The following is a 24,116-nucleotide window of genomic DNA, read 5'->3' as shown; positions in this document are numbered from 1 at the left end:
CCTTCTTTTGCGCGGTCGGCGAACTCTGCCATTTAGTAGCAGATGCCATCGCCGAGTGAGGTCGAGCCGGGCCTGCGCCGTCTCGACGCGTCATCGGCGGGCTGTTGCCCGATAGACGGATGGCGAGATTTTCATTCCCATGCGGAAGGCATGCCTGAAATTGGACGTATCGCTATACCCCAGGCGCTCGGCGATCTTGCCGATCGGCAAATCCGATTCCAGGAGGAGTTTGGCGGCCTGCTCCATGCGCACCTTGTTCATGACGAGCCGAAAGTTCGTGCCTTCCATGGTGAGCCGGCGTCGAAGCGTGCGCGAGCTCATGCCCAGCCAGCCGGAGGCCTGTTCGATCGAGACTGAACCCGCCCCTCTTTCCATCATTATCGCCTGGAGCCGGGCCTCAATGGCCGGAGACGGGAGGCTTGGATCGAGCTGGCCCTCATAGAGCCCTTGCATGAGGGCGAAAGTCGGCGCGAAACCCTGTTTCGGCACGAAATCGAGCAGGGATGGATGGAACAGGATGCGATCGACCGGCCGTCCATATTCGATCGGGCAGCCGAACGTGTCGCCATACACGGTGGAGGTCGCCGGCTTGGCCGCGGTCATTTCGATGGCAGATATCGGCCATTCTGATCCCAAGAGCTCGCGTCCGCAGGAGAGACAAGCCCCCAGGGCGTATTCGACCAGAAAGACATGGAGGTCGCTCTCCAAATGTCTGTCGCAGGAAGGGTGGAAGGAAATCGCAGCCATGGCGGGGCCTTCGGAGAAGGCGAATCTCACGATCACATCGGAAGCCGCATCATGCCGTGTCATGAAATCGAAGAGATCCCGCAAACGAGGCGCGCTTAGCATCGTCAGGCCGTAGAGGCCATAATTGGTCATCGTTACCGCCTGGCCGAAACGCAAACCGAGATGCCGGCGCGGCGAAATCGCCATGGCCCTTCGGATGACATCGAGAAGCTGCGGCGTCGAGACATAGGCTTGAGGGCCGGAGGGGTTGTGCAGTTTGATTCCCGTTCCTCTCAAGAGAGGCTCTCTTGATATTCCTTCGTTCTCGAGGACATTAAGAAGAACAAATAGAAGATTTGTCCTGTATATTAGATTTTCTTTAGAAAGATTTGGCATTTTGTCCTCAGGTTGTCTATTTTTGTATCAATTTCTCTATATGAATCCTGAGTGATGTACTTTAATGTCCATATCAGCGTGTTGTATTTTGAATTTTCATTCAGTATTTATTTTTTAGTGTTATGGCCGAAACTAACTTGGAATATGGCCTGTCATAACCTATGCGAATAAGTGCATATCGTTACGTTATGACGCAAGGGAGCTGGCCGTACTCGTCAGCCTTCGCCCCGCGACAGCAGCGTAAAGTAACGCGCGTGGTCGCAGCAATGGGTCTAGGGGCCGAGAAGGTGATTCATGGTAGATATCAGGCCGCCCTCGGTGCCGCCAGAGGGTCAAAAGTATTGGCGTGCTTTGACCATTCGGTCGAACCTGGCTTCACTCGATATCGGCATTTCGAGGGATGCGGCTTGTTCACGAGTGCGCCCTCTCAGGCTGCCCCCTTGCAATCCGGCATGTTGAACGACGCAGCAGGACGCGGACGGCAAGGCACTTCGGACGGCGCAGGCTAAACATCCCCTGAGATCGATGTGACGCAACCCTGACGTGTGCTGAATCGCACATACGCGTATGTCGCCAGCCTCGATATGTGCGCGATTACACCAACTGGTCAAATCTTCAAAAAATGGCAACTCGACGTAAGAAACTTCTCGGTTCTCCGAGCGCATCTCCTGCTGGGCGAAGACAGCAACCGATCAAGCTCGCCGCAGGTGCGGCGAGTTGCCTTCTCGCGCTGGTTCCCTGGAACGGTGCGCACGCTCAGAACGCGGTGGTGAACAACCAGACCGTGGATGTTCCCGGCACGCAACCGAGCCCGTGGAATGTGGGCAACCTCTTCATTGGCATGCCCAATACAGGAACGGTCAATGTCCTTGCCGGCGGCAGCGTCAACGTCAACGGCGTCCTGGCGGTGGGCCGCTCCGGAACCGGCAATCTCAACCTCAGCGGCGGCGGCCAGACCAAGGCCAGCTCGACCACTATAGGTCAGCTCGCAAACTCGACGGGAATCGCGACCGTCACCGGAACGGGCTCCACCATGACGTCGACAGGCTCGCTCGTCGTCGGCGGCTCCGGCAAGGGCACTCTCAACGTCAGTGATGGTGGCAAGGCCACCGGCAGCACCGTTATCATTGGCAATTTTGCAGGCTCGAACGGAAACGCGACCGTGTCGGGAACCGGGTCCAGCCTGACATCGAACGGCACGCTGGTGATTGGCGCCTCCGGCACGGGCTCGCTGAGGATCGAAAACGGCGGCAGCGTCACCAATGCTAATCCGCCGAATACCCCTGCCCAGACGACCATAGGCCAGCAGGCCGGTTCGAACGGCTCGGTGGTGGTGACGGGAAGCGGCTCGAGCTTCGATGCCGGTACCTATCTGTTCGTCGGCGATGCCGGCCAGGGCTCGCTGCGCATCGAGAATGGCGCCAAGGCCTCGAGTTCCTCCTTCGTCACGATCGCCAACAGCCCCGGCGCCACCGGTTCGACGATGGTCGTGACCGGCGCCGGTTCGGCCTGGGATTCCTACAGCGTGACGGTCGGCGGAGAATACTACAATCCCAATGGCCCGCCGGGCGGCCAGGCATCGCTCCTCATCGAAGACGCCGGCCAGGTCAACACCACGTCCGGCTCCATCGGCTACGCCGGCACGCCCTCGCTCGTGACCATCACTGGCACCGGCTCCAAATGGACCGCCACCAGTGGCCTGACGATGGAATCGAGTACACTCAACCTCGAGGATGGTGGCCAGGCCGAAACCGGCTTCTTCTGTGTCAATTGCTACAATGGCTACGGGCCGAGCGCGATCAACGTCACGGGCGAGGGCTCCAAGCTCGTGGCGTCGAACCAGCTCTCGATCTTGTACGGCACAACCACCGTCGATGTGACGGCGGGCGGCGCGATCGAGAGCGGCATCACCCATCTGAGCTATTACGAAGGCTCCGACACCACCGCCACGGTGAGCGGCACGGGCTCGAGCTGGACGACGACCGGCGAGTTGATCGTCGGACGCCTCGGCACCGCAAGCCTCACGGTCGAGGATGGCGGCAAGCTGAAGAGTGCCTCCGCGACGCTTGGCCAGTTGGTCAGCAACACGGGCGTCGCCTCCAACGGCACGGTCAAGGTCTCCGGCGCGGGCTCCAGCTGGGAGAATACCGGCACCCTCGTCGTCGGCGACAATGGCAAGGCCGGCCTGACGATCGAGGACGGCGCCAAGGTCACCAGCGGCAACACCACGATCGCCCGCTTTGACGGCTCCGACGGTACCGTCACCGTCACCGGCACGGGCTCGTCCCTGGCCGTGACCGGCGACATGTCGGTCGGCAATAGCGGCGCCACCGGCGTCGTCAACCTCACCGATGGCGGTCTTGCCTCCGTCACGGGCACGGTCGGCGTCGGCGGCGGCTTCTCGCCCAATGGCACCGGCACCATCAATATCGGCACGGGCGGCCTCGCCGGGAACCTGACGGCCGGCAAGGTCACCAGCTATTCCCAGACTGGCGCGACGATCAACTTCAACCACACCGACGACATCATCTTCACGCCGGCGATGACCAGCGCCTCGCCGGACTACAAGCTCGCCGTCAACCAGATGAACAGCGGCACCACCGTCCTGACGGGGCAGAGCAGCTATTACGGCCTGACCACCGTTTCGGCCGGCATGCTGCAGGCGGGGGCCGCCAGTGCTTTCAGCCCGAATTCCGACGTCAATGTCACGGCCGCCACGCTGGATGCCAATGGCTTCAACCAGACCGTGAAGTCACTGACCAATGCCGGCATTGTCGCTACCAATCTGAAAGGCGGTCTGGCAGCCACAACCCTGACGGTGGCCGGAGATTATGTTGGCAATGGCGGTACGCTCGAGCTCAACACCTATCTGGCCTCGGACAATTCCCCGACCGACAAATTGATCGTCAACGGCAATGTCTCTGGGACGACGACGCTCAATATCCACAACACCACCAGCCCCGCCGGCCCCGGCGCGGCGACCACGGCCAACGGCATCGAGGTCATCCAGGTCGGCGGCACCTCGCAGGCCGGCGCCTTCAGCCTCGGCGCTGCCGTGGCGGCGGGCGCCTATGATTACAACCTCTATCTCGGCGGCGTGGGCGCCGATGCGGGCAATCAGAACTGGTATCTGCGCTCGACCGGTAAGCTATCGCCCAACAGCCAGACGGCCCTGCCCTATGCGGACGTGCTGTCGAACTTCGCGCAGGCGACGCTCGGCACCCTGCAGCAGCGCACCGGCAACCGCATCTGGCCCGATGGTACGGCCGCGGTTGCGGCCAATCTGCCGCCCGCTGGAGCCATGGCCTATGCCAAGGGCGGGCCGGCGCTGATCGGCCAGGGTGCCTGGGGGCGGATGGGAGGGCAGTATTCCTCCTTCGCGCCCAGGACGGGCTCGGCCTACAATCAGAGCATCGGCTTCCTGCAGGCCGGCTATGAAGGCGTGGCCAAGGAGACCGCGGCGGGCGACCTCACCATCGGCGCCTATGCGATCATCGGCACCTCGACGGCCCGCATCGATGTAAGCAACGACCCGGTGACGGGCGCAGCCCGGGCCAAGGGCCGGATCACCACGCACGGCTATGGCATCGGCGCCAACCTGACCTGGCTCGGCCATGACGGTCTCTATGCCGACGCCATCGGCCAGTTCACCTGGTACGATTCGAGCCTGTCGAACAAGAACGGCCGCAACCAGGGCTGGTCGAGCGCGGCGAGCCTGGAAGTTGGCAAGCGCTACGAGCTCGGCTCGGGCTGGGCAGTGGTGCCGCAGGCGCAGCTCGCCTGGACCCATGTCGATTTCTCCAGCTTCACCGACAATCTGGGCAACCGCATCGCGCTCGGCCGGGGCGACAGCCTCCAGGGCCGCGCCGGCATCCGGCTGGAACATTTGTCGAGCTGGCAGGATGCCAATGGCCAGACGGCGCGCCTGCAGTTCTACGGCATCGCCAACCTCACCTACGAGTTCCTGAAGGGCAGGAGCGTGAAGGTGTCCGGAGCCTCGCTGGTGCAGAGCAATCGCCGCCTGTGGGGCGAGGTCGGCGCCGGCGCAACCTATGCCTGGAGCAAGAACTGGAGCGCCTATGGCGAGGCCTCCTATGCCATGGCCCTGTCCGGCAAGGGGGGCGACAACTACACCCTCAAGGGTACCGCGGGTTTGCGTTACCGCTGGTAAGCGCCGCCCGGAGCGGCTTTATGCCGTGTCGCCCGGAGTAAAAGACAAGCGTGCTTCGAAGCAATGAGCGTTCACAGTTGAGCGCTCCATTGCCCTCACTCTTCGTTTCGACATGTCTTTGTAATTCCGGGTGCTTCGGTCAGCTCGCAGGAGGCCTTGATTGGTCTCAAGTCTTGGTAATGAATGCGGGTTGATAGGCTCAAAGCTTTGTCGTGGCAGCATTGCCGTGGCAATCAGGAATAACAACCAGTGAGAGTAAGGAATGACCTTGACATCTTATTTTTTGCTCTACTGTATCTTGTCGTTCTTTCTGATTTCTCTGATCGGAAGGAGCTTGAGATAGCTCGTTATGCAGTTTCTCCCGATCGAACCTGACATGCCCCAAAATGCACGGCCTCGCCTCTCCATCGTCGCTCAATTCGAGCGTATCTGGAAGAACCGAGCAGCTTAGGATGCGGCCAGGAAGCGGTCGACCACGCGCTGCAATAGCGGGGCATAGTCGCCGAAGCTGCGGGTCTTGAGGCCGGCGACCTTGCCGGCCTCGTCCCAGAGCCGGACCCGCACGGCCTCCTTGTAGAAGGGGCTGGAACGGAATTGCGCAATCTCCGCCTCGTTCATCGGGCCGCCCTGCAGCGACAGCGTATGGCGCGAGGCGGGAGAGAGCTTGGCGTCGTAGCTCGGATCGGTTGCGCACAGATAGCGCTTGGCCGCCACATGCAGCCGCACGCATTCGGTGATCACCGGCGGGAAGAATGGTGCCAGCACCTCGGCGCCAGCATCGTCGTGATGCTTGTCCTCGGTGTCGTCGGGGGAGTAGGCGCCGAACTCGCTGGTGAAATGGCCGACATCGTGCAGCAAAGCGGCGGCGACCAACTCGTCACTGGCGCCATCCTGTTCGGCGAACCAGGCGCCTTGCAGCATATGCTCGGCCATGGTCACGGGCTCGCCGAGATATTCCTCGGCACCGCGCCGTTCGAAGATGCCGGCGAGGAAGGGCACGATGGTGGTAGTGTCGAGAACTGGCGTCGTCATTCGGCGGCCTCCAGGCGGGTTTCGGCCCGAATGGCCGCAAGGGTGGAAAGCAGGCCGTCCTTGTCGGCATAGCAGCCCTGGAGCCAGCGCTTGCCGCTGCCCGAAAAGGCTTTGCGCGCATGCAGGACCCGGGTGTTGTCGACGATGAAGAGCTCGCCAGGCTTGAGCTTGAAGCTCACTTCCATGGCGGGATCCTCCAGGATTTCGGCAAAACGTCGATAGGCAGCATAGAAGGCGGCCATCTCCGCATAGGGCACGTCGGTGAAGGCGGCTGCCGAGCGGTTGTTGAACCGGATGGCGATCATCTCGCCATCCGGCCCCAGTTCGATGAAGGGGCGCTTGGAGCGCAGGCACACCCCGGACGAACCGACATATTCGAAGCGCACGGCATGGCGGCTGAGGAGATCGAAGGCTTTCGGATCTTCGGCCTGCAGGCGCCTGGCAGCGGCAAAGCCGTCGACCACGATGGAATCGCCACCCTCGACTGAGTTCTCCAGGCAGGCCAGCAATTGCAGCGTCGGCACGGGATCGCGATAGGGATTGTCGGTATGGGCCTGCAGACCGAGATTGGTATAGGCGAGATTGGTGGGGTTGACCTCGGCGCGCACCTCGAACAAGCGGCCGTAATTGGTCTCGCGCACATAGCCGAACAGTTCGGCGACCTCGCACAGCCTGCCCGAATCGATGGGCATGCCCGTGACCACGGCAAAGCCATGGCGCTCGACCGCGCCGAGCCAAGTGCCGAGCGCAGCCCGGTCCTGGCGCAGGCGGTCATAGGAGGCGGTCGGAACCTGGCCTTGCAGGGCGGCGTCCCAGGGCTCGATTCGCGGGCCGAGCCAGCCCGGTGCGCCGGGCGCCGGCTTGTCGTAGCGGCGTTCGTGAAGCCAACTGCCCGGAAAGACGGCCTCGTGCTGCTCAGGCGCGAAGGTGATGCTGACATCGCCCTGTGCGGCAAGCACGGCGGAAGCGATCACGGTATCAGCCGGAATGTCGAGTACCGTGATCAGGCGCTGGCCATTGGTACTGCTGCGGGTGCGCGGATCGAGGGCATTGTCGCGCAGCCAGATCGCGTGGAAGCGGTGGCTTTCGCCATTGCCCCAATTGACGCACAGGGCACGGCCCGCGTCCAGGATCTCAAGTGTTTCCGCCTTCATCGCATGGTCTCCCGTCTCGATGGCGGCTATTGTGCGAAAGCCTCTGTCATCGTACAAACAATGAAAACTGTGCAGTTGACATCGTTTCAATTATGGCAGAATCGTCTCGTCTTCCGCCGCTTGTCTGGCTGCGCACCTTCGAGGCTTGCGCCCGCCATCTCAATTTCACGGCGGCCGGCGAGGAGCTCGGCCTGACCCAGGCCGCCGTCAGCCAGCATATCCGCAATCTGGAGGCCGAACTCGGCGCCGCGCTGTTCATCCGCCAGCGGCGGGGCGTGGAACTGACGGCGGAGGCCGGTGCCTACCTGCCCCATATCCAGGGTGTCTTTCGCTCGCTGGCCCGCAGCACCACCGAATTGTTCGGGCGGCGAGCCGGGCAGAGTGTCGGCCTGCGCTGCCCGATCTCCTTTGCCCTGCTTTGGCTGGCGCCGCGCATTCCGGCCTTTGCCGCTGCTTTTCCGCAGATCCGCCTGGCCCTATCGACGGTGCATGTCCCCGCCGACTATGCGGATGACCGCGAAGGCTTCGACATCCGCTTCGGCATCGGCGCGTTCGAAGGGCGCGACAGCCATCGCCTGATTTGGGAACGCCTGGTGCCGGCGGCGGCACCTGCTGTGCTGGCCGGGCTGGCCGACCCGGGGCAGTGGCCACAGCTGCCTCTGCTCTCGGTCGCCGGTGGCCGCGAAATGTGGTCGGACTGGTTCGCGCGAGCCGGCATCGTGGCGCCCGGTCGGCCCGCCCTGGTCTTCGACAGTTTCGTGGTGGCGCTGGAGGCGGCCAAGGCCGGTGCCGGCGTGGTGCTGGCCTCGCGGCCGCTGGCGGATACGGCGCTTGCGGAAGGCCGGCTCCAGCCGCTGTCGGACCTCGAACTCGCCGGCGAGCGCGGCCATTTCATTACCAGCCCGGCCGGCCGGGCGCTTGCACCGCATGAGCAGGCCGTGCTGGACTGGATTCTGGACGAAGCAAAGCCCCGGGCCTGAGCCAGCTTGGCTCAAGGCCTGACGGCTTGCATGCAGCAGCGCAGTGCGTCAGGGAGTGGCGACCCGCAGCGGGATCCGGTTTTCCTCACGAGCTTCCCACGAAGGGCCGGACGGGCCGCCCGATCGAGGCGTGCCGCCGGGATGCCGCGTGTCCAGATTGCCGGGCACCGTTGCGGAGGCGAAGGGGTCGCCCAGCCGGCCATTGCCGACCCAGTCGGTGAATTGCAGCAATTGAGCGAGGGTGGCGGGTGCCGGGCCAGCCGGCAGCCAGCGGCGCAATTCATAGGGATTAACCGTCATGTAGCGGACGGTAAAGCTCTGCGCCTTGCCTGCCTCCCGCCAGTCAGCCACCAGGCGCAGCCACTCCGCATAAGGTATATGCAAGGACAATAATTCTTCGAGGAACGGATAATGTGTTCTCGTGACTCGGGGAAGGAACAGGAAACGCATAGTATTCCCCCGTAAGCTTGAGAGATGATTCGAACTTATCTGTCCGGCAGCATACTCCGTAATTTCCTACCTCTGGAAGTTGACCAGACGGATTAGCGAATGAAAGCCGCGACTTAATACTTGTTAGTTATCCAGGCGCCGAGATTTGCATTGCCATGATAGTCAACGGTATTAGGTTGTCAGGATGTCTGCGACCTGTGGTTGTATCCAAACGACCCGGCGAGGCCTGCTACCCGAATCACGGCCTTGTTTCCAGACCTCGCCCGCATGTCGGTCGAGACGGTGACTGCAATGATTCCATGACCATCGGCCTGGCGCAAAGAGAGCCCGAATACATGCTCCGAGCCTTGTTTCGGCGGGTCTTGGTAAGTACGGCCGATGCCGGTAAATCGCAAAACGCTTTAGGCCTGTCGCACCGTTGTGCTATCGGGGTGCCCCCGCTGCCCACCCCAGGAGGCTATCCTTGCCGATCGATCTCAATGGATTAGGAAACCTGTTCATCCTCTATGGCATCAACTGCCTGGGGGCGCTGGTGATCACGCTGATCGGCTGGTGGGCCGCCGGCATGCTGGAGCGCCTGACCGCCAGGACCCTGACGGCGACCTCGCGCATGGATCCGATCGTCACGGCCTTCCTGTCGAGCCTGGTGCGCTATGGCGTGCTGCTGCTGGTCTTCATCCTGATCCTGCAGGTTATCGGCATCCAGGCCACCAGCCTGGTGGCCGTGCTGGGCGCTGCTTCGCTGGCCATCGGCCTGGCCCTGCAGGGCACGCTCTCCAACATGGCGGCCGGCGTGATGCTGCTGTTGTTCCGTCCCTTCCAGCTCGGCGACAGCATCGAGGTGGCCGGCAAGGCCGGCACGGTCAAGAACCTCAATCTGTTCATGACCGAGCTCGCCAGCGGCGACAATGTGCAGGTTCTCATTCCGAACGGGCAGGTCTGGGGCTCGCCGATCACCAATGTCTCGGCCTATCCCACCCGCAGCGTCAATGTGAAGGTGCCCGTGCCCTATGGCGGCAATGCCGAGGCGGTTTCGGGCGCGATCCGCGATTTCCTCAGCCGCGACAGCCGCGTGCTGCCGCTGCCCGCGGCCTCGATCGTGCTGTCCGGCTTCACAGACAAGGGCGTCGACGTGGCGGTGCAGGCCTGGGCCAAGGCGGCGGACGCCGATGGACTCAAGGCCGAGATCGTGCAGCGGGCCGCGGCGGCGCTGACTTCCGCCGCCGCGGCCTGATCGCAGGCGGGTCAGCGTTGCGCGGCACGCCGTTCGGCGACGCGTGAGAGCGCGGCCCAGTCGAGATGGCCTTCGCCATGGGCGAGGGCATCGAGATGGTTGTCGCGCAGCACGCCGGCGAAGGGCAGCGGCACGTTGACGGCATCCGCCGCCGCCAGGGCAAGACGCACATCCTTCAGGCCGAGCGACAGCTTGAAGCCGGCGGGCTCGAAGCGCTCCTCCGCGATGGCGGCGCCATAGCCCTTATAGGGCGGCGCGGCGAAGATGGTGGAGGTCAGCATCTCCAGGAAGGCAGCCTTGGCGACGCCGTGCCCCGTTGCCAGCGTGGCCGCCTCGGCCATGGTCTCGATGGCGCTGGCGATCATGAAATTGGCGGCCAGCTTTACCGCGGCCGCCTGTTCCGGCCGGTCGCCGAAACGCCAGGTCTTCTGGCCCAGCACGTCGAACAAGGGCTGGACCCGGTCGAGCTGGTCGGTATCGCCGGCCGCGAGGATGTTGAGCTGGCCGGCCTCCGCCACGTTCACGCGCCCGAGCACCGGAGCGGCGATGTAAGAGAGGCCGCGGGCTGCGTGCTCGACGGCGATGTCTTGGGTAAAGGCGACGGAGACGGTCGCCATGTTCACGACGACGGCGCCCTTGCCGAGGGCGTCCAGCGCGCCTTGGCCGAGCAGGACGTCCCGGCTCGCCTCGTCATCGGCCAGCATGGCGATCAGCACCTCGGCGCCATCAGCCGCATCGGCCGGCGAGGCGGCCCGTTCGGCCCCCAGCGCCGCGAGGCGGGCAACCGGCTCCTGCGAACGATTCCATGCCCGCACGCGGTTGCCCGCCTTGACCAGATTGGCGGCCATGGGGAAGCCCATGGTACCCAGACCGAGAAAACCGACTTGCATGATCGAGAACTCCTTAATTGGAAATGATCGTTTCCGAATTGGCCAAAAAAATCAGTCGAGCACTTTCAGCGCGAGATCCACGATATCGGCCATGTCGCCATGCCGGCGGCCGGTCTTGCCGACCACGCGCATGCCGAGCAGGATGCACAGGATGGTGCGAGCCGCCTGATGGGCGCCGAGATACGGATTGACGGAGCCATCCGCCTGCCCCTGCCGGATCAACTCGATCAGTAGCGCCTCGTTGCGGCGCAGGGCCAGCGAGACCAGGTCGGCGAGATCCTCGTCGAGGGTCACCAGTTCGACGGCGCTGCCGACGACCAGGCAGCCGCGGCGCCCTTCGAGGTCGTGGGCGGAATCGACATAGAAATCGAGCACGGCGCGCAGCCTTTTGCGCCCGGTGGCCAGCCCCGCGATGCTGGCGCGCAGGCCGATATTGCGCAGTGAGGTATAGCGTTCGAGCGCCGCCACGAAGAGGGCGCGCTTGTCCTTGAAGGCCTTGTAGAGGCTGCCCGCGGTCAGATCCATCGCCTTGCCGAGATCGGCGATCGAGGCGGCGTGATAGCCACGCTCGCGAAAGGCGACAATGGCCTTGTCGAGCGCGGCCTCGAGATCGAACTCTCGGGGCCGGCCGGCCTGGCGCTGGGGAGCGGGAAGGGGAATGGACATGCGGCGAGATTAGGAAATGATCGTTTCCTAATCAAGTCATTTCATGAAAAGAGCGGACAGGATGTCCGCGGTCCCAGTCGCGGCATTTCCAGAGCGAAGCTTGCAGACGTTGCGCGGGAAGCGCCGCGGCTGGGACCGCGGACTTCCTGTCCGCCTCTTCCCGCTTCAGCCCGTGACCGCCCCTTCGCTGGCCGGCCGGGCGAGTGCCGCGAACTTGGCGAGCACGCCGCGCGTATAGCGGGGGGCGGGCTGGCGCCAGGCGGCGCGGCGCCTGGCGAGTTCGGCGTCATCGACCTCCAGCTCCAGGCTCTGGCGACGGGCGTCGATGGTGATGGTGTCGCCTTCCTGGACGAGGGCGATGGTGCCGCCCTCATAGGCCTCCGGTGTGACATGACCGACCACCATGCCCCAGGTGCCGCCCGAAAAACGGCCATCGGTGATCAGGCCGACGCTGTCGCCGAGGCCACGGCCGATGATGGCCGAGGTCGGCGCCAGCATTTCCGGCATGCCGGGCCCGCCCTTGGGGCCGAGATAGCGCAGCACCACGACATCGCCGGGTTTGATCGCGTCCGATAGAATCGCGTCCATGGCCGACTTCTCGTCGTCGAACACGCGCGCCGGCCCGCTGATATAGGGGCTCTTCAGGCCGGTGATCTTGGCGACGGCGCCGCCCTCGGCGAGATTGCCCTTGAGGATGGCGAGGTGGCCTTCGCGATAGATCGCCTTGTCGATCGGGCGGATGACGTCCTGGTCGGCGCGCGGCGCGTCCGGCACCTGCGCCAATTCCTCGGCCAGGGTACGGCCGGTGATGGTGAGGCAGTCGCCATGGATGAGACCGGCATTGAGCAGGAGCTTGAGCACCTGCGGCACGCCGCCGGCCTTGTGCAGATCGACGGCCATATATTTGCCCGAGGGCTTGAGGTCGCAGATCACCGGCACCTTGCGGCGCATGCGCTCGAAATCGTCGAGCGTCCATTCCACTTCTGCGGCATGGGCGATGGCGAGAAAATGCAGCACGGCATTGGTCGAGCCGCCGGTCGCCATGATCAGCGCCACGGCGTTCTCGATGGCCTTGCGCGTGACGATGTCGCGCGGCTTGATGCCCTTTCTCACCGCCTCGACCAGCACGCGGCCGGATTCGGCGGCGCTGTCGAGCTTTTCCCGATCAGGGTTGGCCATATTGGCCGAATTGAGCAGCGACATGCCGAGCGCCTCGAAGGACGAGCTCATGGTGTTGGCGGTATACATGCCGCCGCAGGAGCCCGTGGACGGGCAGGCATTGCGCTCGATGCCGTCGAAATCCTCCTGGCTCATCGTGCCCGCCATGAAGGAGCCCACCGCCTCGAAGGCGGAGACGATCGAAAGGTCCTGACCCTTCCAGCGGCCCGGCTTGATGGTGCCGCCATAGACATAGATCGCCGGGGCATTGGCACGCAGGATGCCGATCATGCCGCCTGGCATGTTCTTGTCGCAGCCCCCGAGCACCAGCACGCCGTCCATCCACTGGCCCTGCACCGAGGTTTCGACGCAATCGGCGATGACCTCGCGCGAGACCAGCGAATATTTCATGCCTTCGGTGCCCATCGACATGCCGTCCGAGATGGTTGGGGTGCCAAAGAGCTGCGGATTGCCGCCGGCAGCCTTGATGGCGGCCACAGCGGCATCGGCCAGTGGCTGCAGGCCGGCATTGCACGGCGTTATGGTGGAATGGCCGTTGGCGATGCCGATCATCGGCTTGTCGAAATCGGCCTTTTCGTAGCCGAGAGCATAATACATGGCCCGGTTGGGGGAGCGGGCGACGCCTTCCGTGATGTGCCGGGAGCGCTCGTTGATCGGCATGGGATCCTCCATTGGCGGGGCAAGGCCCGCATTCAAAATCCCGCCCATGCTAGAGCCGTTCCAATCGTTGGTAAAATATATGTTTCTGGCTATATTAGGTCGTAAAAGATATGAAAAAGCAGCGACGAGAATGGCGCGGATACCTTTCTCCCCTCGCGGGTATCGTCCACTCCACTTGGAGTGGACTGGGTACCTCGAAGGGGCGGATGAGGGGAGTCGGCGCTTCGCTCGGATAGGCGTGGTGAAAACCCCTCCTCCGGCTGCCGCCACCTAAGGCACTTCCCTGGGAAGTGCCAGATCCCGCAAGGGGGCAAGGGACCAAACCGATAGAAGGAGCCCGCATGGATCTGCGGCAGCTGCGCTATTTCCTGACCGTGGCGGAAGAGCTGCATTTCGGCCGTGCCGCCGAGCGGCTGGCAATGACGCAGCCGCCGCTCAGTCAGGCCATCCAGGCGCTGGAGGCGGAGCTCGGAGTCAAGCTGTTCGCCCGCACCAAGCGCCATGTCGCGCTCACACCGGTCGGGCGTGCATGGCAGGTTCATGCCCGGCGGGTGCTGGAGGACGCCAATGGCCTGCCCGACATGGCCCGCCGCCTGTCGCGCGGGGAAGCGGGACTGTTGCGGCTCGCTTTCGTCAGCACCGCCGATTATAGCCTGCTGCCGGGCCTGGTCAGCGCGTTCCGGGAACGGTACCCGGCCGTGGAACTGGCACTCACGGAAATGACCAGCGACCTCCAGATAGAGGCGCTGCTGGAAGACAAGGTCGATGTCGGCATGGTGATCGCCTCCTCGCGCACCAGCCTGCCCGGGGCGCTCGATTACCGGCCGCTGCTGCGCGAACCGCTGGTCGCGGCCGTGCCCGAGGCCTGGATCGAGCAGGGACGAGCCGGTTTTACGGGGCAGGGGCTGCCGATCGACGCCCTGGTGGCGGCACCCCTGATCCTGTTTCCGCGACGCAGCGCCCCTTCTTTCCATGACATCGTCTCCGGTTATTATGCCGCGCATGGCGCGACCCTGCCGGTCAAGCAGGAGGCGATCCAGATGCAGACGATCATCAGCCTCGTCGCCGCCGGCATGGGGCTGGCGCTGGTGCCGCGATCGCTGCAACGCCTGCAGCGCCAGGGCGTGCGCTATCTGGCCCTGCGGGATGCCGCGCCGGTGATCGAGACCGGGCTCGCCTGGCGTCTCGAAGATCGCGCACCGGCCTTGCGGCGTTTCCTGGAAGTGGCGGAGAAGGAAGCAATCTGGAAGGAAGCACTCTGAATGTCCGTCATCATCCGACGTCTCGGCCCCGCCGATGGCGACGACTATCGCACCATTCGCCTCGCCGCGCTTGCCACGGCGCCGGATGCCTTCGGCAGCACCTATGCGGCCGAGGTCGTCAGGCCGGCAGCGGCCTTCGCCGAACGGCTGTCCCAGGCCACAGTGTTCGGAGCCCATAGGGATGGTCAAATCGTCGGCATGGCCGGCTATCGGCGCCATGACGGCCTCAAGGACAAGCACAAGGGCAGTGTCTGGGGCGTCTATGTCGAGCCGCAGTGGCGGGGGCAGGGCATTGCCGGTGCGCTGATGCAGGCGTTGATCGGGGCCGCGCGTGGCGAGGTGGAACAATTGCTCCTGGCTGTCGTGCAAGGCAATGACGATGCTCTGGCGCTCTACCGCCGGCTCGGCTTCGAGATCTATGGCGTCGAGCCACGCGCGCTCAAGACCGGGAACGGCTATGTCGACGAGGCGCTGATGATACGTTTTCTCGGTGGCGACGAGGAAGGCTCTACAACGTCGGGAACGCCGTCGTTATGATGGGCGCGTGGGCACCGCCTCACCGATTTCAACATCGGAGCGTGGGGCCGTTCCGGCACCGCCCGCGAAAGGTTCCGCACGCTCCAAAGATCGAGGTTGAGCGATGAATGACATCGCCCCACACGGCATTCGCTTCGGGCGGATCGCCGCCACCTTGCCTGTCAAGGACATCCAGCGCGCTCATGATTTCTATGTCGGCGTCCTCGGGTTCGCCAAGACCTTCGAAAACGGCAATCCGGTCGGCTTCATGATCCTCAAGCGGGAAGGCGCCGAACTGCATCTGACGCTGCAGCCGGGCCACAAGGCGGCACCCTTCAACGTGGCGCATCTGATGGTCGATGATGCCGATGCCCTCCATGCCCTATGCGAGGCCGACGGCCGGCGGATCGTTAGGCGCCTGCAGGACAAGGATTACGGCCTGCGGGCCTTCGTCTTCGAGGATCGGGACGGCAACCGCATCGATGTCGGGCAGCCCCTGTAACCGCCGCAGGAATCGGGTTGCCGGCACCAGGCCGGCAACCCATTCTCGCATCTTTCGAGGCAGGACTGTTTGGCATGCATGCGTGGAGCGAGGACGGTGACTGGGCCGAGGCGGGCTCGAAGCGCCAACAGGAGGTGCGCGAAGCCTTGATTCGCGCAGTGGAGGAGACCCCTCCCCAACTCAAGGGGCGCGACCTGCTCAAGGCGGACTGGATCGACACACCCATCGGCGCCATGCTGGCGGTCGGCGATCGCCATGCCCTGCATCTCATTGAGTTCTTCGACCGCAAGGCCCTGCCGGGTGAGCTCGCGCGCCTGCGCAAGGCGGCCCGCTCGGCCATCGCCTTCGGGCGGTCGGCGGCGATCGACAAAATCGAGGTCGAGCTCGCCGACTATTTTGCCGGCTGCTCGCCGGTTTTCGCCACGCCGCTCGCCTTGCATGGTTTGGACTTCACCAGGCAGGTCTGGCAGGGGCTGAGGCAGATTCCGGCCGGGATCTGCCTTTCCTATGCCGCCCTCGCCGGGCGATTGGAGCGACCCTCCGCCTTCCGGGCCGTGGCGCGGGCCAATGGCGCCAATCCGTTCGCCATCGTCGTGCCCTGCCACCGCCTGGTCGGCTCCGACGGCGCGCTCACCGGCTATGGCGGCGGCATCTGGCGCAAGCGCTGGCTGATCGAGCACGAGCGGCGTTGGAACTGATCGCCTGGAGCAGCACCTCATGATTGACGGCGTGACCGCGCGCCTGATCGATAAAGGCACCAACCCTTGTCATGCCCGGGCTTGACCCGGGCATCCAACTCTTCATCGCGACCCTGTTGAAAGGGAAGGCTGGATTGCCGGGTCAAGCCCGGCAATGACAAAGGTCGCGCTATTCCATGAGACACTCCAAACAGGCATCGAGTCTTTGGCTTTGCAGGGCCTCGCTTGCTCTGTAATGAGGGGCGGACCCTTTCTTCCAAGGCGTTTTTGGGATTTGCCGGAAACGGCAAGAATCGCAAACACGCGCTTTGCTCCAGGAGACTCGCTCCCATGGCCCTACTTCTGTGCATCACCCAGTGGGAGGTCGAGCCCTGGCTCGAGCGGCTGCGCCGCCTGGCGCCGGACCGCGACATCAGGGCTTGGCCCGATGTCGGCAATCCCGCCGACATCACCTATGCGGCCGTGTGGAAGCAGCCTCCGGGCCTGCTGGCTGGTCTGCCCAATCTGAAGGGCATCGTTTCGCTCGGCGCGGGAGTCGATCACGTCCTGTCCGATCCGACCCTTCCCAATGTGCCGCTCGGCCGCGTGGTGGACGACAATCTCACCGGCCGGATGAGTGAATGGGTGGTGATGCATGCCCTCATCCATCTGCGCAACCAGAGCGATTACTATCTGCTGCAGCGCCAGAAACTGTGGCGCGAGGTGATGCCCTCGCCGGCCGCCCATGAATTGCGGGTGGGCGTGATGGGCCTGGGCGTGCTCGGTGTCGATGCCCTCGGCAAGCTCAAGACGATGGGCTTCGACGTCGCCGGCTGGAGCCGGACGCCCAAGCATATCGAAGGCGTGAAGACCTATGCCGGCGACGAACTCGATGCCTTCCTGGGCCGCACCGACCTGCTGGTCAGCCTGCTGCCGCTGACACCGGCCACCAAGGGTATTCTCAAGCGGGCCCTGTTCGAGAAGCTCGCCCATGATGGCGTGCTCGGCGCGCCCATCCTGATGAATGCCGGCCGCGGCGGCCTGCAGGTGGAGGCCGACATCATCTCGGCGCTCGACGAGGGTGTGTTGCGGGCCGCGACGCTCGATGTCTTCGAGACCGAGCCTCTTCCGGTGGATAACCCGCTCTGGGAGCATCCGCGCGTGACGATTACGCCCCACAACTCGGCGATATCGGACGAAGACGCGGTGGGACGTTTCGTGCTGCGCCAGATCGAGCGTCACGAGCGAGGGCTGCCCTTCGAGGCACCTGTGGACGCCGCCCGGCATTATTGATCCGCAAACCGCCTCAGATTCTTCATAACGCACTCATATCGCTAGGAAAATTCGGAGATTAGAACTTTATTTGCGGAAGGGCATTTCTGCTCGCGGGCGACGTCGTGAAAATAATGTAACGTTGACGCCGCCGCCATACGGTCTTACCTAATTGGGGGTGACCTCAGGGTGTGTCGTCAGTTATGGCTTCGGGTTTGACGGAAGCCATAACTGACGACACGCCCAAGGGGGTACCACCCGGATGCCGGCCCTTCGGCCTGCGTGTCTCAAGAAGCGGAGCGAAGCATGACGCTGCGTGTCTCAGGACAAAATCTCGACATTGGCGATGCGTTGCGGACCCACGTTCAGGCGAGGGTTGCCGAGAGCCTGTCGAAATATTTTGACCAATCCTACACCGGCCAAGTCACCGTGAAGAAGGAAGGCACCGGTTTCCGAACCGATTGCCGTATCCACCTTCCCACCGGGCTTACCCTGCAGACCGAATCGATGGCGCATGACCCGCACGCCAGCGTCGATCTGGCGACGGAACGCCTGACCAAGCGTCTCAAGCGCTACAAGCATCGCATCAAGGACTATCACGCCGGCCCGGACACCGCGACCGCGGCCGAGTCGACCGACTACGTCATCACGGCGCCGAACGAGGAGGAGGGATCTCCCGAGGAGTTCACGCCGGTGATCGTGGCCGAGAACACCACCAAGATGAAGCGCCTTTCGGTGAGCGAGGCCGTTGTCGACCTCGATTTGACCGGTGCGGCCGCCCTCGTTTTTCGCCACGCTGGACATGGCCGCGTGAACGTGGTTTACCGCCGCCCCGACGGCCATATTGGCTGGATCGACCTGCCGCAGACAACGGCAGAGTCGACCTGACAGGCCCACCAGATCGAGCGCCCGCCTCCCAAGAACATTTCTGAAGGGGCGGGCGCCAAGCTATTGAGCCGGCCCTTTCGCATGGGCTCCCGGCTCGAACCCCCACGAGGAATGCGATGCCTTTGAGTGATCTGCTGCCGCAGGATGCTGTGCTTCCGGCGCTGAGAGTAAACTCGAAAAAGCAGGCTCTGCAGGAAATTGCCGAACGTGCCGCTGCACTGACCGGCCTGGGCGAGCGAGAAATCTTCGATACGCTGCTTCAGAGAGAACGCCTGGGATCGACCGGCGTCGGCAACGGCATTGCCATCCCCCATGGCAAGCTTGCCAAGTTCAACCGGATCTTCGGTTTGTTTGCCCGCCTGGAGCGGCCGATCGACTTCGAGGCCCTGGATGGCCAACCAGTCGACGTCATCTTCCTGCTGCTGGCGCCCGAAAGTGCCGGCGCCGACCATTTGCGAGCCTTGTCGCGCATTGCCCGCATGCTGCGCGATCCCAGCATCGTGCAGAAGCTGAGGGCGACCAGTGACGCGGCGGGTCTCTATTCGATCCTGTGCGAGGAGCCGGCGTCACACGCCGCCTGAGGGTCTCGGTGTGCCGGCCTTCTCAGCTCCATCGAGAGATGGAGCGGGACCGGCAGGGGACCTCGGCCTATGTCGGGAGGCGATGGCCGGTCTGAAGACCGACACACCGCGTAGCCAGCCTCCGGTTCAGAAGTCCCCAAGCCCCAATACATCAGCCATGGAATAATAGCCCGGCTTGCGGCCGAAGCCCCAGAGCACGGCCTTGAGGGCGCCCCTGGCGAACATCGTGCGGCTTTCGGCCTTGTGCGAGAATTCCAGGCGCTCGTTCTCCCCGGCGAAGATTACGCTGTGCTCCCCAACCACGGTGCCGCCCCGCAAGGTCGCAAAGCCGATATGGCCCTTCTCGCGAGCGCCGGGGTGGCCGTCGCGCACCCGGTCGGCATTGGCGTCGAGATCGATGCCGCGGCCCGCAGCGGCGGCCTGGCCCAGCATCAGGGCGGTGCCGGAGGGCGCGTCGACCTTGCGGTTGTGATGCATTTCCAGGACCTCGATGTCGAAATCCGCATCCAGGCTCTTGGCGACGCGCTTGACCACGGCCGCCAGCAGGTTGACGCCCAGGCTCATATTGCCGGACTGCACGATCACCGCATGGCGCGCCGCCGCCCGGAGGCGGGCGAAATCCTCCTTCGACAGGCCGGTGGTGCCGATCACATGCACGATGCGCATCTGCGCGGCCAGAGCAGCCAGCTCGACGGTGGCGGCTGGCGCTGTGAAGTCGATGATGCCTTCAGCCGAGGTCAGCAGGCTGAGAGGATCGTCGGTGACGATGACACCATTGGCATCCAGGCCGGCAAGGCGGCCGGCGTCCTGGCCAATGGTTGACGATCCGGTCCGCTCGACGGCACCGGCGAGCACGACGCCCGGCGTCTCCGCGATCATGCGGATCAGGGTCTGCCCCATGCGCCCGGAGGCGCCTGCTACGACGAGCCGCATGTCGGCCATGGTGAACTCCTTGTCTGCCGGGCGCTCGAATGTCCGGGCATAGGCACTGGGATCGTGTGAATGGCGAAACAACAGCTAGCCCTTCCCCCCGCTTCGCAGGGCGAGGGGCCCTATCGTCGCGCTCCTTCGTTGCGTCTACCATCTCGCTCGACCGTTGTCCTCGTGCCTTTGGGCGTCCCATCCGTTCATGGATGGGCCCTGCCTCAGACGTGACTGCCGCCCCTCGTATTACCGCAACGCTCGCTCCATGATGATTGCCGTCGCCGGCGCCCCCTTGGCCCGGGCATAATAGGCTTGGCGTCTTGCGATCTCGTTGAAACCGTGGCGCCGATAGAGGCTGATAGCCGCGACATTGTCCTCGGCGACCTCCAGGAAGACCTTGTGGGCGCCTGCCGCGGCGAGACGGCCGAGATGGTGCTGCAGCAACAAGGTCGCCAGTCCGGCGCGGCGGGACGCGGGCGCCACGGCGACGGTGAGGATCTCGGCTTCATCGACCACCACCCGCGACAGGGCAAATCCCGTCGGCGCTCCCTTGCCGCCCGGGCGGGCGAGATGGGCGATCGTCAGGCGGTCGGCCAGCATGCGTTCGAATTCATGCACATCCCAGCCCCGTTCGAAACCGGAAGCATGGATGGCGGCAAGGCCCACCGCGTCGCCGGCCTTTGCATCGGCGATTACGGGAGGCTGTTTGCGGCCGAACCAGCTCATGCCCACGCCCTCATTGCCGACGCCCTCATTGCCGCGCGATCTGGCCGTTCTGCTGCGGCGTCGCGTCGGCGGGCTTGAGATAGGTCGGCTTGGGGGGCGAGTCGGCGGGATCGGCGAGCAGGCCGAGCCTTGCCACCCAGTCGATGTCCGGGGCGGGGCTCGCATCGACGATATGACCTGCCGTGCCGGCGGCCTTGGCTTCCTCGAACAGCAGTGGCGCGGCCGGCCCCGCCATCTTCACCGTCGTCGGCCCGAGGACGCGCGCGGCCTCGCGCAGCGGGATGCAACTGGCCTCGACGATGCTGCGGCCGCGATTGGAGAACAGTTCGAAATAGACGTTGCCATGGCGGGCATCGATGGCGACGGCGACGTGCTGGCCATCATTCTCGTCGATATGAGGCGCGGCGATCGCCGCCAGCGTGGAGATGCCGACACAGGGCACCCGCAGCGACAGGGCAAAGGCCCGTGCGGCCGAGATGGCGACGCGCAGCCCGGTGAAGGAACCCGGTCCGACAGTGGTGGCGATACGGTCGATCAGGGAGAAGCCGCCGGAACGCTCGACGACGTCGCGCACCAGCGGGATCAACGCCTCGGCCTGGCCGCGCGCCATCGGCAAGGTCTGCGAGGCGATGGCGCCATCATCGGAATCGAACACGCTGGCCGAGCAGGCTTCGAGGGCTGTGTCGATGGCCAGGATACGCATGGAAAACACCTATGGGAGGCCGGACCGTCCGGCTGCCGCCAAATCCCAGCGATATCGCAGGACTTGGCCCCTGTGCAACGCCCAATCCGATAAAGAGGTCGAATGGCTCTTTGTGCCAGACCTAAAGCGCCTTGTTCCAAGCAGCGTTTCCCGGCGACGCGCACCGATGGGCCTCGCCGGGAAACGCTGCAAACGTTTGATATCTTGCAGATTCTTCTTGATCGTGGCCGTGGCTCGATCAAGCAGAATCTGCTTAGGGGACCAGCAGATAGATCGGCAGATAGCCCTTGTCCTGCAGCAATTCGACCAGTTCAGCCACCGGGAAGGCGGCCAGGAACAGGCAGGCGTCCAGGAAGGTGCGTGTCACCAGCGAGGTCTGGATCTCCAGGGTCGGCACCGAGCGCCAGAGCGAGAAATTCGGCAGGAAACGAGGCACGCGGGCGCAATAGGCGTCGTAGACGGCGCCGAACTTGGCGTGGAGGAACTGCTCCTCCTTATGCGTCACGATGCTGAAGATCACCACGGTGATGGTGAAGACCAACGCTGCCGTGGTGATGGTGCCGAACTGGGCCCCGGCGCCAGCGGCGCCGATGAAGGAGAAAACGTAAAGCGGATTGCGGCAGATCGAATAGGGGCCGTCCTCGACGATGAGCTGCTTCTTGCGCCCGCCGATATAGAGGGAGCACCAGGTCCGTCCGACGATGGCGATCACGATCAGGACCAGCCCGACGCTTTCGATAGTTTCGTGGAAGCCGTGGCCGAGTTCGTCCTGCCACAGGGAGTCGGTGAACAGCAGCACCGCGAAACCGAGCACGCCCAGCAAGCCGAGGACGATCCGGCGTATGGTCTGCACGGCATTGATGTCGATGGCATTGCCGATATTGCCGCTGCCCTTTGTATTGTTCATGTAGCCACTCGATTGAGGTGCCGGCCCGCGTGGGACCTGCGCCCCGGCATCACGCCAAATGCAAGATTCTCGACATGAGAATGTCATGACACTACTTCGCGCAAGCGCCTGCGTCCACGTCCTACGCCGTGCAAAAGCCACAATGCTCTTCAGGCCGGGCGGTCGGGGATGGTGATCCGGAACGTGGCGCCGCCTTGATCCGCCTCCTTGTCGAGCAAGGTAAGCGTGCCGCCATGCGCCCGGGCGAGTTCGGCGGCAATCGCAAGGCCGAGGCCGGAACCGCCGGGGCGCGTCGAGCCGGAAAAAGCCTCGAACAGCTTCAGGCCGGCCTTTTTCGAGACGCCCGGACCATTGTCGGCGACATCGATGGTTACGACGGTGCCGGCCCGCCATCCGCTGATGCCGATTGTGCTGGGTGAGCCGTCGGGCGCGGCATAGCCGTCGAGGGCCTGCGCTGCGTTGCGGCAAAGATTGAGCAGGATGCGCGAAAGCTGGTCGGGGTCAGCGTCGATCTGCAGGCCGGGCTCGAGCTTCTCCGTCCAGATCAGCTTGTCGTTCGCCTCGCCGAGGCCGAGGAGTTCGCGGGTATCGGAGACGACGGGCGCGAGTGCCATCCGACGGCGTGCGGGGGTGGGCTCGGAGGCGAGCCCATAGGAAAGCGAGGACTGGCAGAAGGCGATGGCTCGGCCGATGGTCTGGATCAGTTTGGGCGCCAGCCGCTGCACGATGGGATCGTCGGTCTCGGTCAGGCGGTCGGAAAACAGCTGCGCGGCGGCCAGCATGTTGCGCAGGTCGTGATTGATCTTGGAAACGGCGAGGCCGAGCGCCGCCAGCCGGCTCTTTTGCTGCAGCATGCCATGGAGTTGGCGCTGCATGGTGGCGAATTCGCGCTCCGCCACACCGATTTCGTCGTTGCGGCCGGAGGTGCGGATCACGCCCGCTTCATCCTCGGGATCGGCGGCAAAGCGCATCATGGCGCCGGTGAGCCGGCGCATCGGGCGCACGATGAACAGGCTGAGGGTGAGATAGATCAGGCCGGCGGTGATGGTTGAAATGGCGAGCGTGATGGCGAGCCAGCGCCGGGCGAAATCGTACATGCCCTGCTGGAGCGGCGTCTCGTCGACGACGATCTCGACATATTGCCCATGCATGGGGGCATCGCCGATCACGCGGATGAAGCGTCCCCTGGGCGCCAGCAGCGTATCGAGCGCGTCGCTGATCGCCTCCATCGCCGTAAGGCTGCGCAGGTCCGTGGCGATGGCGACGGTGGGCGGCATGTCGGAGGAGGCGAGCAATCGCTTGCTGTCGTCGGTCTTCAACGCCACCATCTTGGCGCCCACCGAGGCGAGGATCTGCCGGGCGAGATCATCGGAAACCATGCCGTCGGGCGCTGCTTCCAGCACCAGCGCCGCAGTGATGGCGGAGGCGATGCGATTGGAGAGCCAGTTTCGGCGATAATTGGCCACCACCGGCAGGTAGACCAGCACTTCGGCCAGCAGGCCGAAGAGGATGGTGAGGACGAGCAGGCGGGCCGACAGTCCGAAACGGCCGGGCCTGTTGCCGGGCTGGGGGCTGATGGAAGAGGAACTGGACACGCCATTGCCTTAAAGGAATTTGGCA

22 protein-coding genes are annotated in these 24,116 nt (G+C 64.2%); 10 read left to right on the top strand and 12 right to left on the bottom strand.

Features of this window, described 5'->3' with window-relative positions:
* Positions 1-90 precede the first annotated feature (90 nt).
* Positions 91-1,122 (bottom strand): AraC family transcriptional regulator, encoded by a 1,032-nt coding sequence (locus tag ACN6KF_RS18430; RefSeq protein WP_434958238.1) that lies wholly within the window; start codon positions 1,120-1,122, stop codon positions 91-93.
* Positions 1,123-1,891: 769 nt separating this feature from the next.
* On the opposite strand from ACN6KF_RS18430, the gene ACN6KF_RS18425 reads away from it, so the two are divergent.
* Complete coding sequence (locus tag ACN6KF_RS18425; RefSeq protein WP_434958237.1) at positions 1,892-5,293, top strand: autotransporter outer membrane beta-barrel domain-containing protein; 3,402 nt, start codon at positions 1,892-1,894, stop codon at positions 5,291-5,293.
* A 447-nt stretch (positions 5,294-5,740) separates the two neighbouring features.
* Here the strand turns inward: ACN6KF_RS18425 and tmpB are convergent, their stop codons facing one another.
* Both tmpB and tmpA read right to left on the bottom strand, forming a co-directional pair.
* The gene (gene tmpB / locus ACN6KF_RS18420; RefSeq protein ID WP_434958236.1) at positions 5,741-6,325 is read right to left on the bottom strand and encodes a (R)-1-hydroxy-2-trimethylaminoethylphosphonate oxygenase; all 585 of its coding nucleotides are present in this window, start codon (positions 6,323-6,325) and stop codon (positions 5,741-5,743) included.
* A complete protein-coding gene (tmpA, locus tag ACN6KF_RS18415) occupies positions 6,322-7,479 on the bottom strand; it encodes a 2-trimethylaminoethylphosphonate dioxygenase (protein ID WP_434958235.1) in 1,158 nt (385 codons plus the stop codon). Before tmpA ends, tmpB begins: the two co-directional genes overlap by 4 nt.
* 92 nt (positions 7,480-7,571) lie before the next feature.
* On the opposite strand from tmpA, the gene ACN6KF_RS18410 reads away from it, so the two are divergent.
* The gene (locus tag ACN6KF_RS18410) at positions 7,572-8,459 is read left to right on the top strand and encodes a LysR family transcriptional regulator (RefSeq protein ID WP_434958234.1); all 888 of its coding nucleotides are present in this window, start codon (positions 7,572-7,574) and stop codon (positions 8,457-8,459) included.
* Positions 8,460-8,507: 48 nt separating this feature from the next.
* On the opposite strand, the gene ACN6KF_RS18405 is transcribed toward ACN6KF_RS18410, so the two are convergent.
* Entirely contained in the window at positions 8,508-8,843 is a 336-nt protein-coding gene (locus ACN6KF_RS18405) for a hypothetical protein (RefSeq protein ID WP_434958233.1), read from the bottom strand.
* 529 nt (positions 8,844-9,372) lie between these two features.
* Here ACN6KF_RS18405 and ACN6KF_RS18400 point away from each other — a divergent pair.
* Positions 9,373-10,143, top strand: a complete 771-nt coding sequence (locus tag ACN6KF_RS18400; protein ID WP_434958232.1) for a mechanosensitive ion channel family protein — start codon at positions 9,373-9,375, stop codon at positions 10,141-10,143.
* Positions 10,144-10,154: 11 nt separating this feature from the next.
* Here ACN6KF_RS18400 and ACN6KF_RS18395 read toward each other — a convergent pair whose 3' ends face one another.
* The 3 genes from ACN6KF_RS18395 to ilvD all read right to left on the bottom strand — a co-directional run bounded on the left by ACN6KF_RS18395 (position 10,155) and on the right by ilvD (position 13,538).
* Positions 10,155-11,072 carry an NAD(P)-dependent oxidoreductase gene (locus ACN6KF_RS18395; RefSeq protein WP_434959703.1) on the bottom strand — a complete coding sequence of 306 codons (918 nt, stop codon included), beginning with the start codon at positions 11,070-11,072 and terminating at the stop codon, positions 10,155-10,157.
* 12 nt (positions 11,073-11,084) lie between these two features.
* The gene (locus ACN6KF_RS18390; RefSeq protein ID WP_434958231.1) at positions 11,085-11,699 is read right to left on the bottom strand and encodes a TetR/AcrR family transcriptional regulator; all 615 of its coding nucleotides are present in this window, start codon (positions 11,697-11,699) and stop codon (positions 11,085-11,087) included.
* A gap of 165 nt (positions 11,700-11,864) precedes the next feature.
* Positions 11,865-13,538 (bottom strand): dihydroxy-acid dehydratase, encoded by a 1,674-nt coding sequence (ilvD, locus tag ACN6KF_RS18385; protein WP_434958230.1) that lies wholly within the window; start codon positions 13,536-13,538, stop codon positions 11,865-11,867.
* Between the two features lie 341 nt (positions 13,539-13,879).
* Here ilvD and ACN6KF_RS18380 point away from each other — a divergent pair, with 341 nt between their 5' ends.
* The 7 genes from ACN6KF_RS18380 (at position 13,880) to ptsN (ending at position 19,236) form a co-directional block, all read left to right on the top strand.
* Positions 13,880-14,800 carry a LysR substrate-binding domain-containing protein gene (locus ACN6KF_RS18380; protein WP_434958229.1) on the top strand — a complete coding sequence of 307 codons (921 nt, stop codon included), beginning with the start codon at positions 13,880-13,882 and terminating at the stop codon, positions 14,798-14,800.
* The gene (locus tag ACN6KF_RS18375) at positions 14,801-15,337 is read left to right on the top strand and encodes a GNAT family N-acetyltransferase (RefSeq protein WP_434958228.1); all 537 of its coding nucleotides are present in this window, start codon (positions 14,801-14,803) and stop codon (positions 15,335-15,337) included. It begins immediately after the preceding gene.
* A 103-nt stretch (positions 15,338-15,440) separates the two neighbouring features.
* Positions 15,441-15,818 (top strand): VOC family protein, encoded by a 378-nt coding sequence (locus tag ACN6KF_RS18370; RefSeq protein WP_434958227.1) that lies wholly within the window; start codon positions 15,441-15,443, stop codon positions 15,816-15,818.
* A 74-nt stretch (positions 15,819-15,892) separates the two neighbouring features.
* Positions 15,893-16,516, top strand: coding sequence for a methylated-DNA--[protein]-cysteine S-methyltransferase (locus tag ACN6KF_RS18365; RefSeq protein WP_434958226.1), 624 nt, complete (start codon positions 15,893-15,895; stop codon positions 16,514-16,516).
* Between the two features lie 330 nt (positions 16,517-16,846).
* Positions 16,847-17,788: a 2-hydroxyacid dehydrogenase gene (locus ACN6KF_RS18360; protein ID WP_434958225.1), complete on the top strand. Its 942-nt coding sequence runs from the start codon at positions 16,847-16,849 to the stop codon at positions 17,786-17,788.
* A 285-nt stretch (positions 17,789-18,073) separates the two neighbouring features.
* A complete protein-coding gene (hpf, locus tag ACN6KF_RS18355; RefSeq protein WP_434958224.1) occupies positions 18,074-18,655 on the top strand; it encodes a ribosome hibernation-promoting factor, HPF/YfiA family in 582 nt (193 codons plus the stop codon).
* 116 nt (positions 18,656-18,771) lie between these two features.
* A complete protein-coding gene (gene ptsN / locus ACN6KF_RS18350) occupies positions 18,772-19,236 on the top strand; it encodes a PTS IIA-like nitrogen regulatory protein PtsN (RefSeq protein WP_149253567.1) in 465 nt (154 codons plus the stop codon).
* Positions 19,237-19,362: 126 nt separating this feature from the next.
* On the opposite strand, the gene dapB is transcribed toward ptsN, so the two are convergent.
* From dapB to ACN6KF_RS18325, 5 genes are all read right to left on the bottom strand, one after another.
* On the bottom strand, positions 19,363-20,178 hold the full coding sequence (gene dapB / locus ACN6KF_RS18345; protein WP_434959702.1) for a 4-hydroxy-tetrahydrodipicolinate reductase: 816 nt from the start codon (positions 20,176-20,178) through the stop codon (positions 19,363-19,365).
* Positions 20,179-20,406: 228 nt separating this feature from the next.
* Complete coding sequence (rimI, locus tag ACN6KF_RS18340; RefSeq protein WP_434958223.1) at positions 20,407-20,886, bottom strand: ribosomal protein S18-alanine N-acetyltransferase; 480 nt, start codon at positions 20,884-20,886, stop codon at positions 20,407-20,409.
* Positions 20,887-20,911: 25 nt separating this feature from the next.
* Positions 20,912-21,589 (bottom strand): tRNA (adenosine(37)-N6)-threonylcarbamoyltransferase complex dimerization subunit type 1 TsaB, encoded by a 678-nt coding sequence (gene tsaB, locus ACN6KF_RS18335; protein ID WP_434958222.1) that lies wholly within the window; start codon positions 21,587-21,589, stop codon positions 20,912-20,914.
* Positions 21,590-21,842: 253 nt separating this feature from the next.
* On the bottom strand, positions 21,843-22,496 hold the full coding sequence (locus ACN6KF_RS18330; protein WP_434958221.1) for a methyltransferase family protein: 654 nt from the start codon (positions 22,494-22,496) through the stop codon (positions 21,843-21,845).
* A gap of 149 nt (positions 22,497-22,645) precedes the next feature.
* Positions 22,646-24,091 (bottom strand): sensor histidine kinase, encoded by a 1,446-nt coding sequence (locus ACN6KF_RS18325; RefSeq protein WP_434958220.1) that lies wholly within the window; start codon positions 24,089-24,091, stop codon positions 22,646-22,648.
* Positions 24,092-24,116 lie beyond the last annotated feature (25 nt).

Source organism: Labrys methylaminiphilus subsp. lupini, assembly GCF_051161885.1.
In the GTDB taxonomy this organism is placed as follows: Bacteria; Pseudomonadota; Alphaproteobacteria; order Rhizobiales; family Labraceae; genus Labrys.
The sequence above is the reverse complement of the archived record's forward strand: the minus strand, read 5'-3'. Positions and strand labels throughout refer to the sequence as shown.

Excerpts from the sequence above, each read along its gene's own strand:
- ACN6KF_RS18430 (WP_434958238.1), bottom strand. The coding sequence starts at position 1,122 with ATGCCAAATCTTTCTAAAGAAAATCTAATATACAGGACAAATCTTCTA.
- tmpB (WP_434958236.1), bottom strand. The coding sequence starts at position 6,325 with ATGACGACGCCAGTTCTCGACACTACCACCATCGTGCCCTTCCTCGCC.
- tmpA (WP_434958235.1), bottom strand. The coding sequence starts at position 7,479 with ATGAAGGCGGAAACACTTGAGATCCTGGACGCGGGCCGTGCCCTGTGC.
- ACN6KF_RS18410 (WP_434958234.1), top strand. The coding sequence starts at position 7,572 with ATGGCAGAATCGTCTCGTCTTCCGCCGCTTGTCTGGCTGCGCACCTTC.
- ACN6KF_RS18390 (WP_434958231.1), bottom strand. The coding sequence starts at position 11,699 with ATGTCCATTCCCCTTCCCGCTCCCCAGCGCCAGGCCGGCCGGCCCCGA.
- ilvD (WP_434958230.1), bottom strand. The coding sequence starts at position 13,538 with ATGCCGATCAACGAGCGCTCCCGGCACATCACGGAAGGCGTCGCCCGC.
- ACN6KF_RS18380 (WP_434958229.1), top strand. The coding sequence starts at position 13,880 with ATGGATCTGCGGCAGCTGCGCTATTTCCTGACCGTGGCGGAAGAGCTG.
- ACN6KF_RS18375 (WP_434958228.1), top strand. The coding sequence starts at position 14,801 with ATGTCCGTCATCATCCGACGTCTCGGCCCCGCCGATGGCGACGACTAT.
- ACN6KF_RS18370 (WP_434958227.1), top strand. The coding sequence starts at position 15,441 with ATGAATGACATCGCCCCACACGGCATTCGCTTCGGGCGGATCGCCGCC.
- ACN6KF_RS18365 (WP_434958226.1), top strand. The coding sequence starts at position 15,893 with ATGCATGCGTGGAGCGAGGACGGTGACTGGGCCGAGGCGGGCTCGAAG.
- ACN6KF_RS18360 (WP_434958225.1), top strand. The coding sequence starts at position 16,847 with ATGGCCCTACTTCTGTGCATCACCCAGTGGGAGGTCGAGCCCTGGCTC.
- hpf (WP_434958224.1), top strand. The coding sequence starts at position 18,074 with ATGACGCTGCGTGTCTCAGGACAAAATCTCGACATTGGCGATGCGTTG.
- ptsN (WP_149253567.1), top strand. The coding sequence starts at position 18,772 with ATGCCTTTGAGTGATCTGCTGCCGCAGGATGCTGTGCTTCCGGCGCTG.
- dapB (WP_434959702.1), bottom strand. The coding sequence starts at position 20,178 with ATGGCCGACATGCGGCTCGTCGTAGCAGGCGCCTCCGGGCGCATGGGG.
- rimI (WP_434958223.1), bottom strand. The coding sequence starts at position 20,886 with ATGAGCTGGTTCGGCCGCAAACAGCCTCCCGTAATCGCCGATGCAAAG.
- tsaB (WP_434958222.1), bottom strand. The coding sequence starts at position 21,589 with ATGCGTATCCTGGCCATCGACACAGCCCTCGAAGCCTGCTCGGCCAGC.
- ACN6KF_RS18330 (WP_434958221.1), bottom strand. The coding sequence starts at position 22,496 with ATGAACAATACAAAGGGCAGCGGCAATATCGGCAATGCCATCGACATC.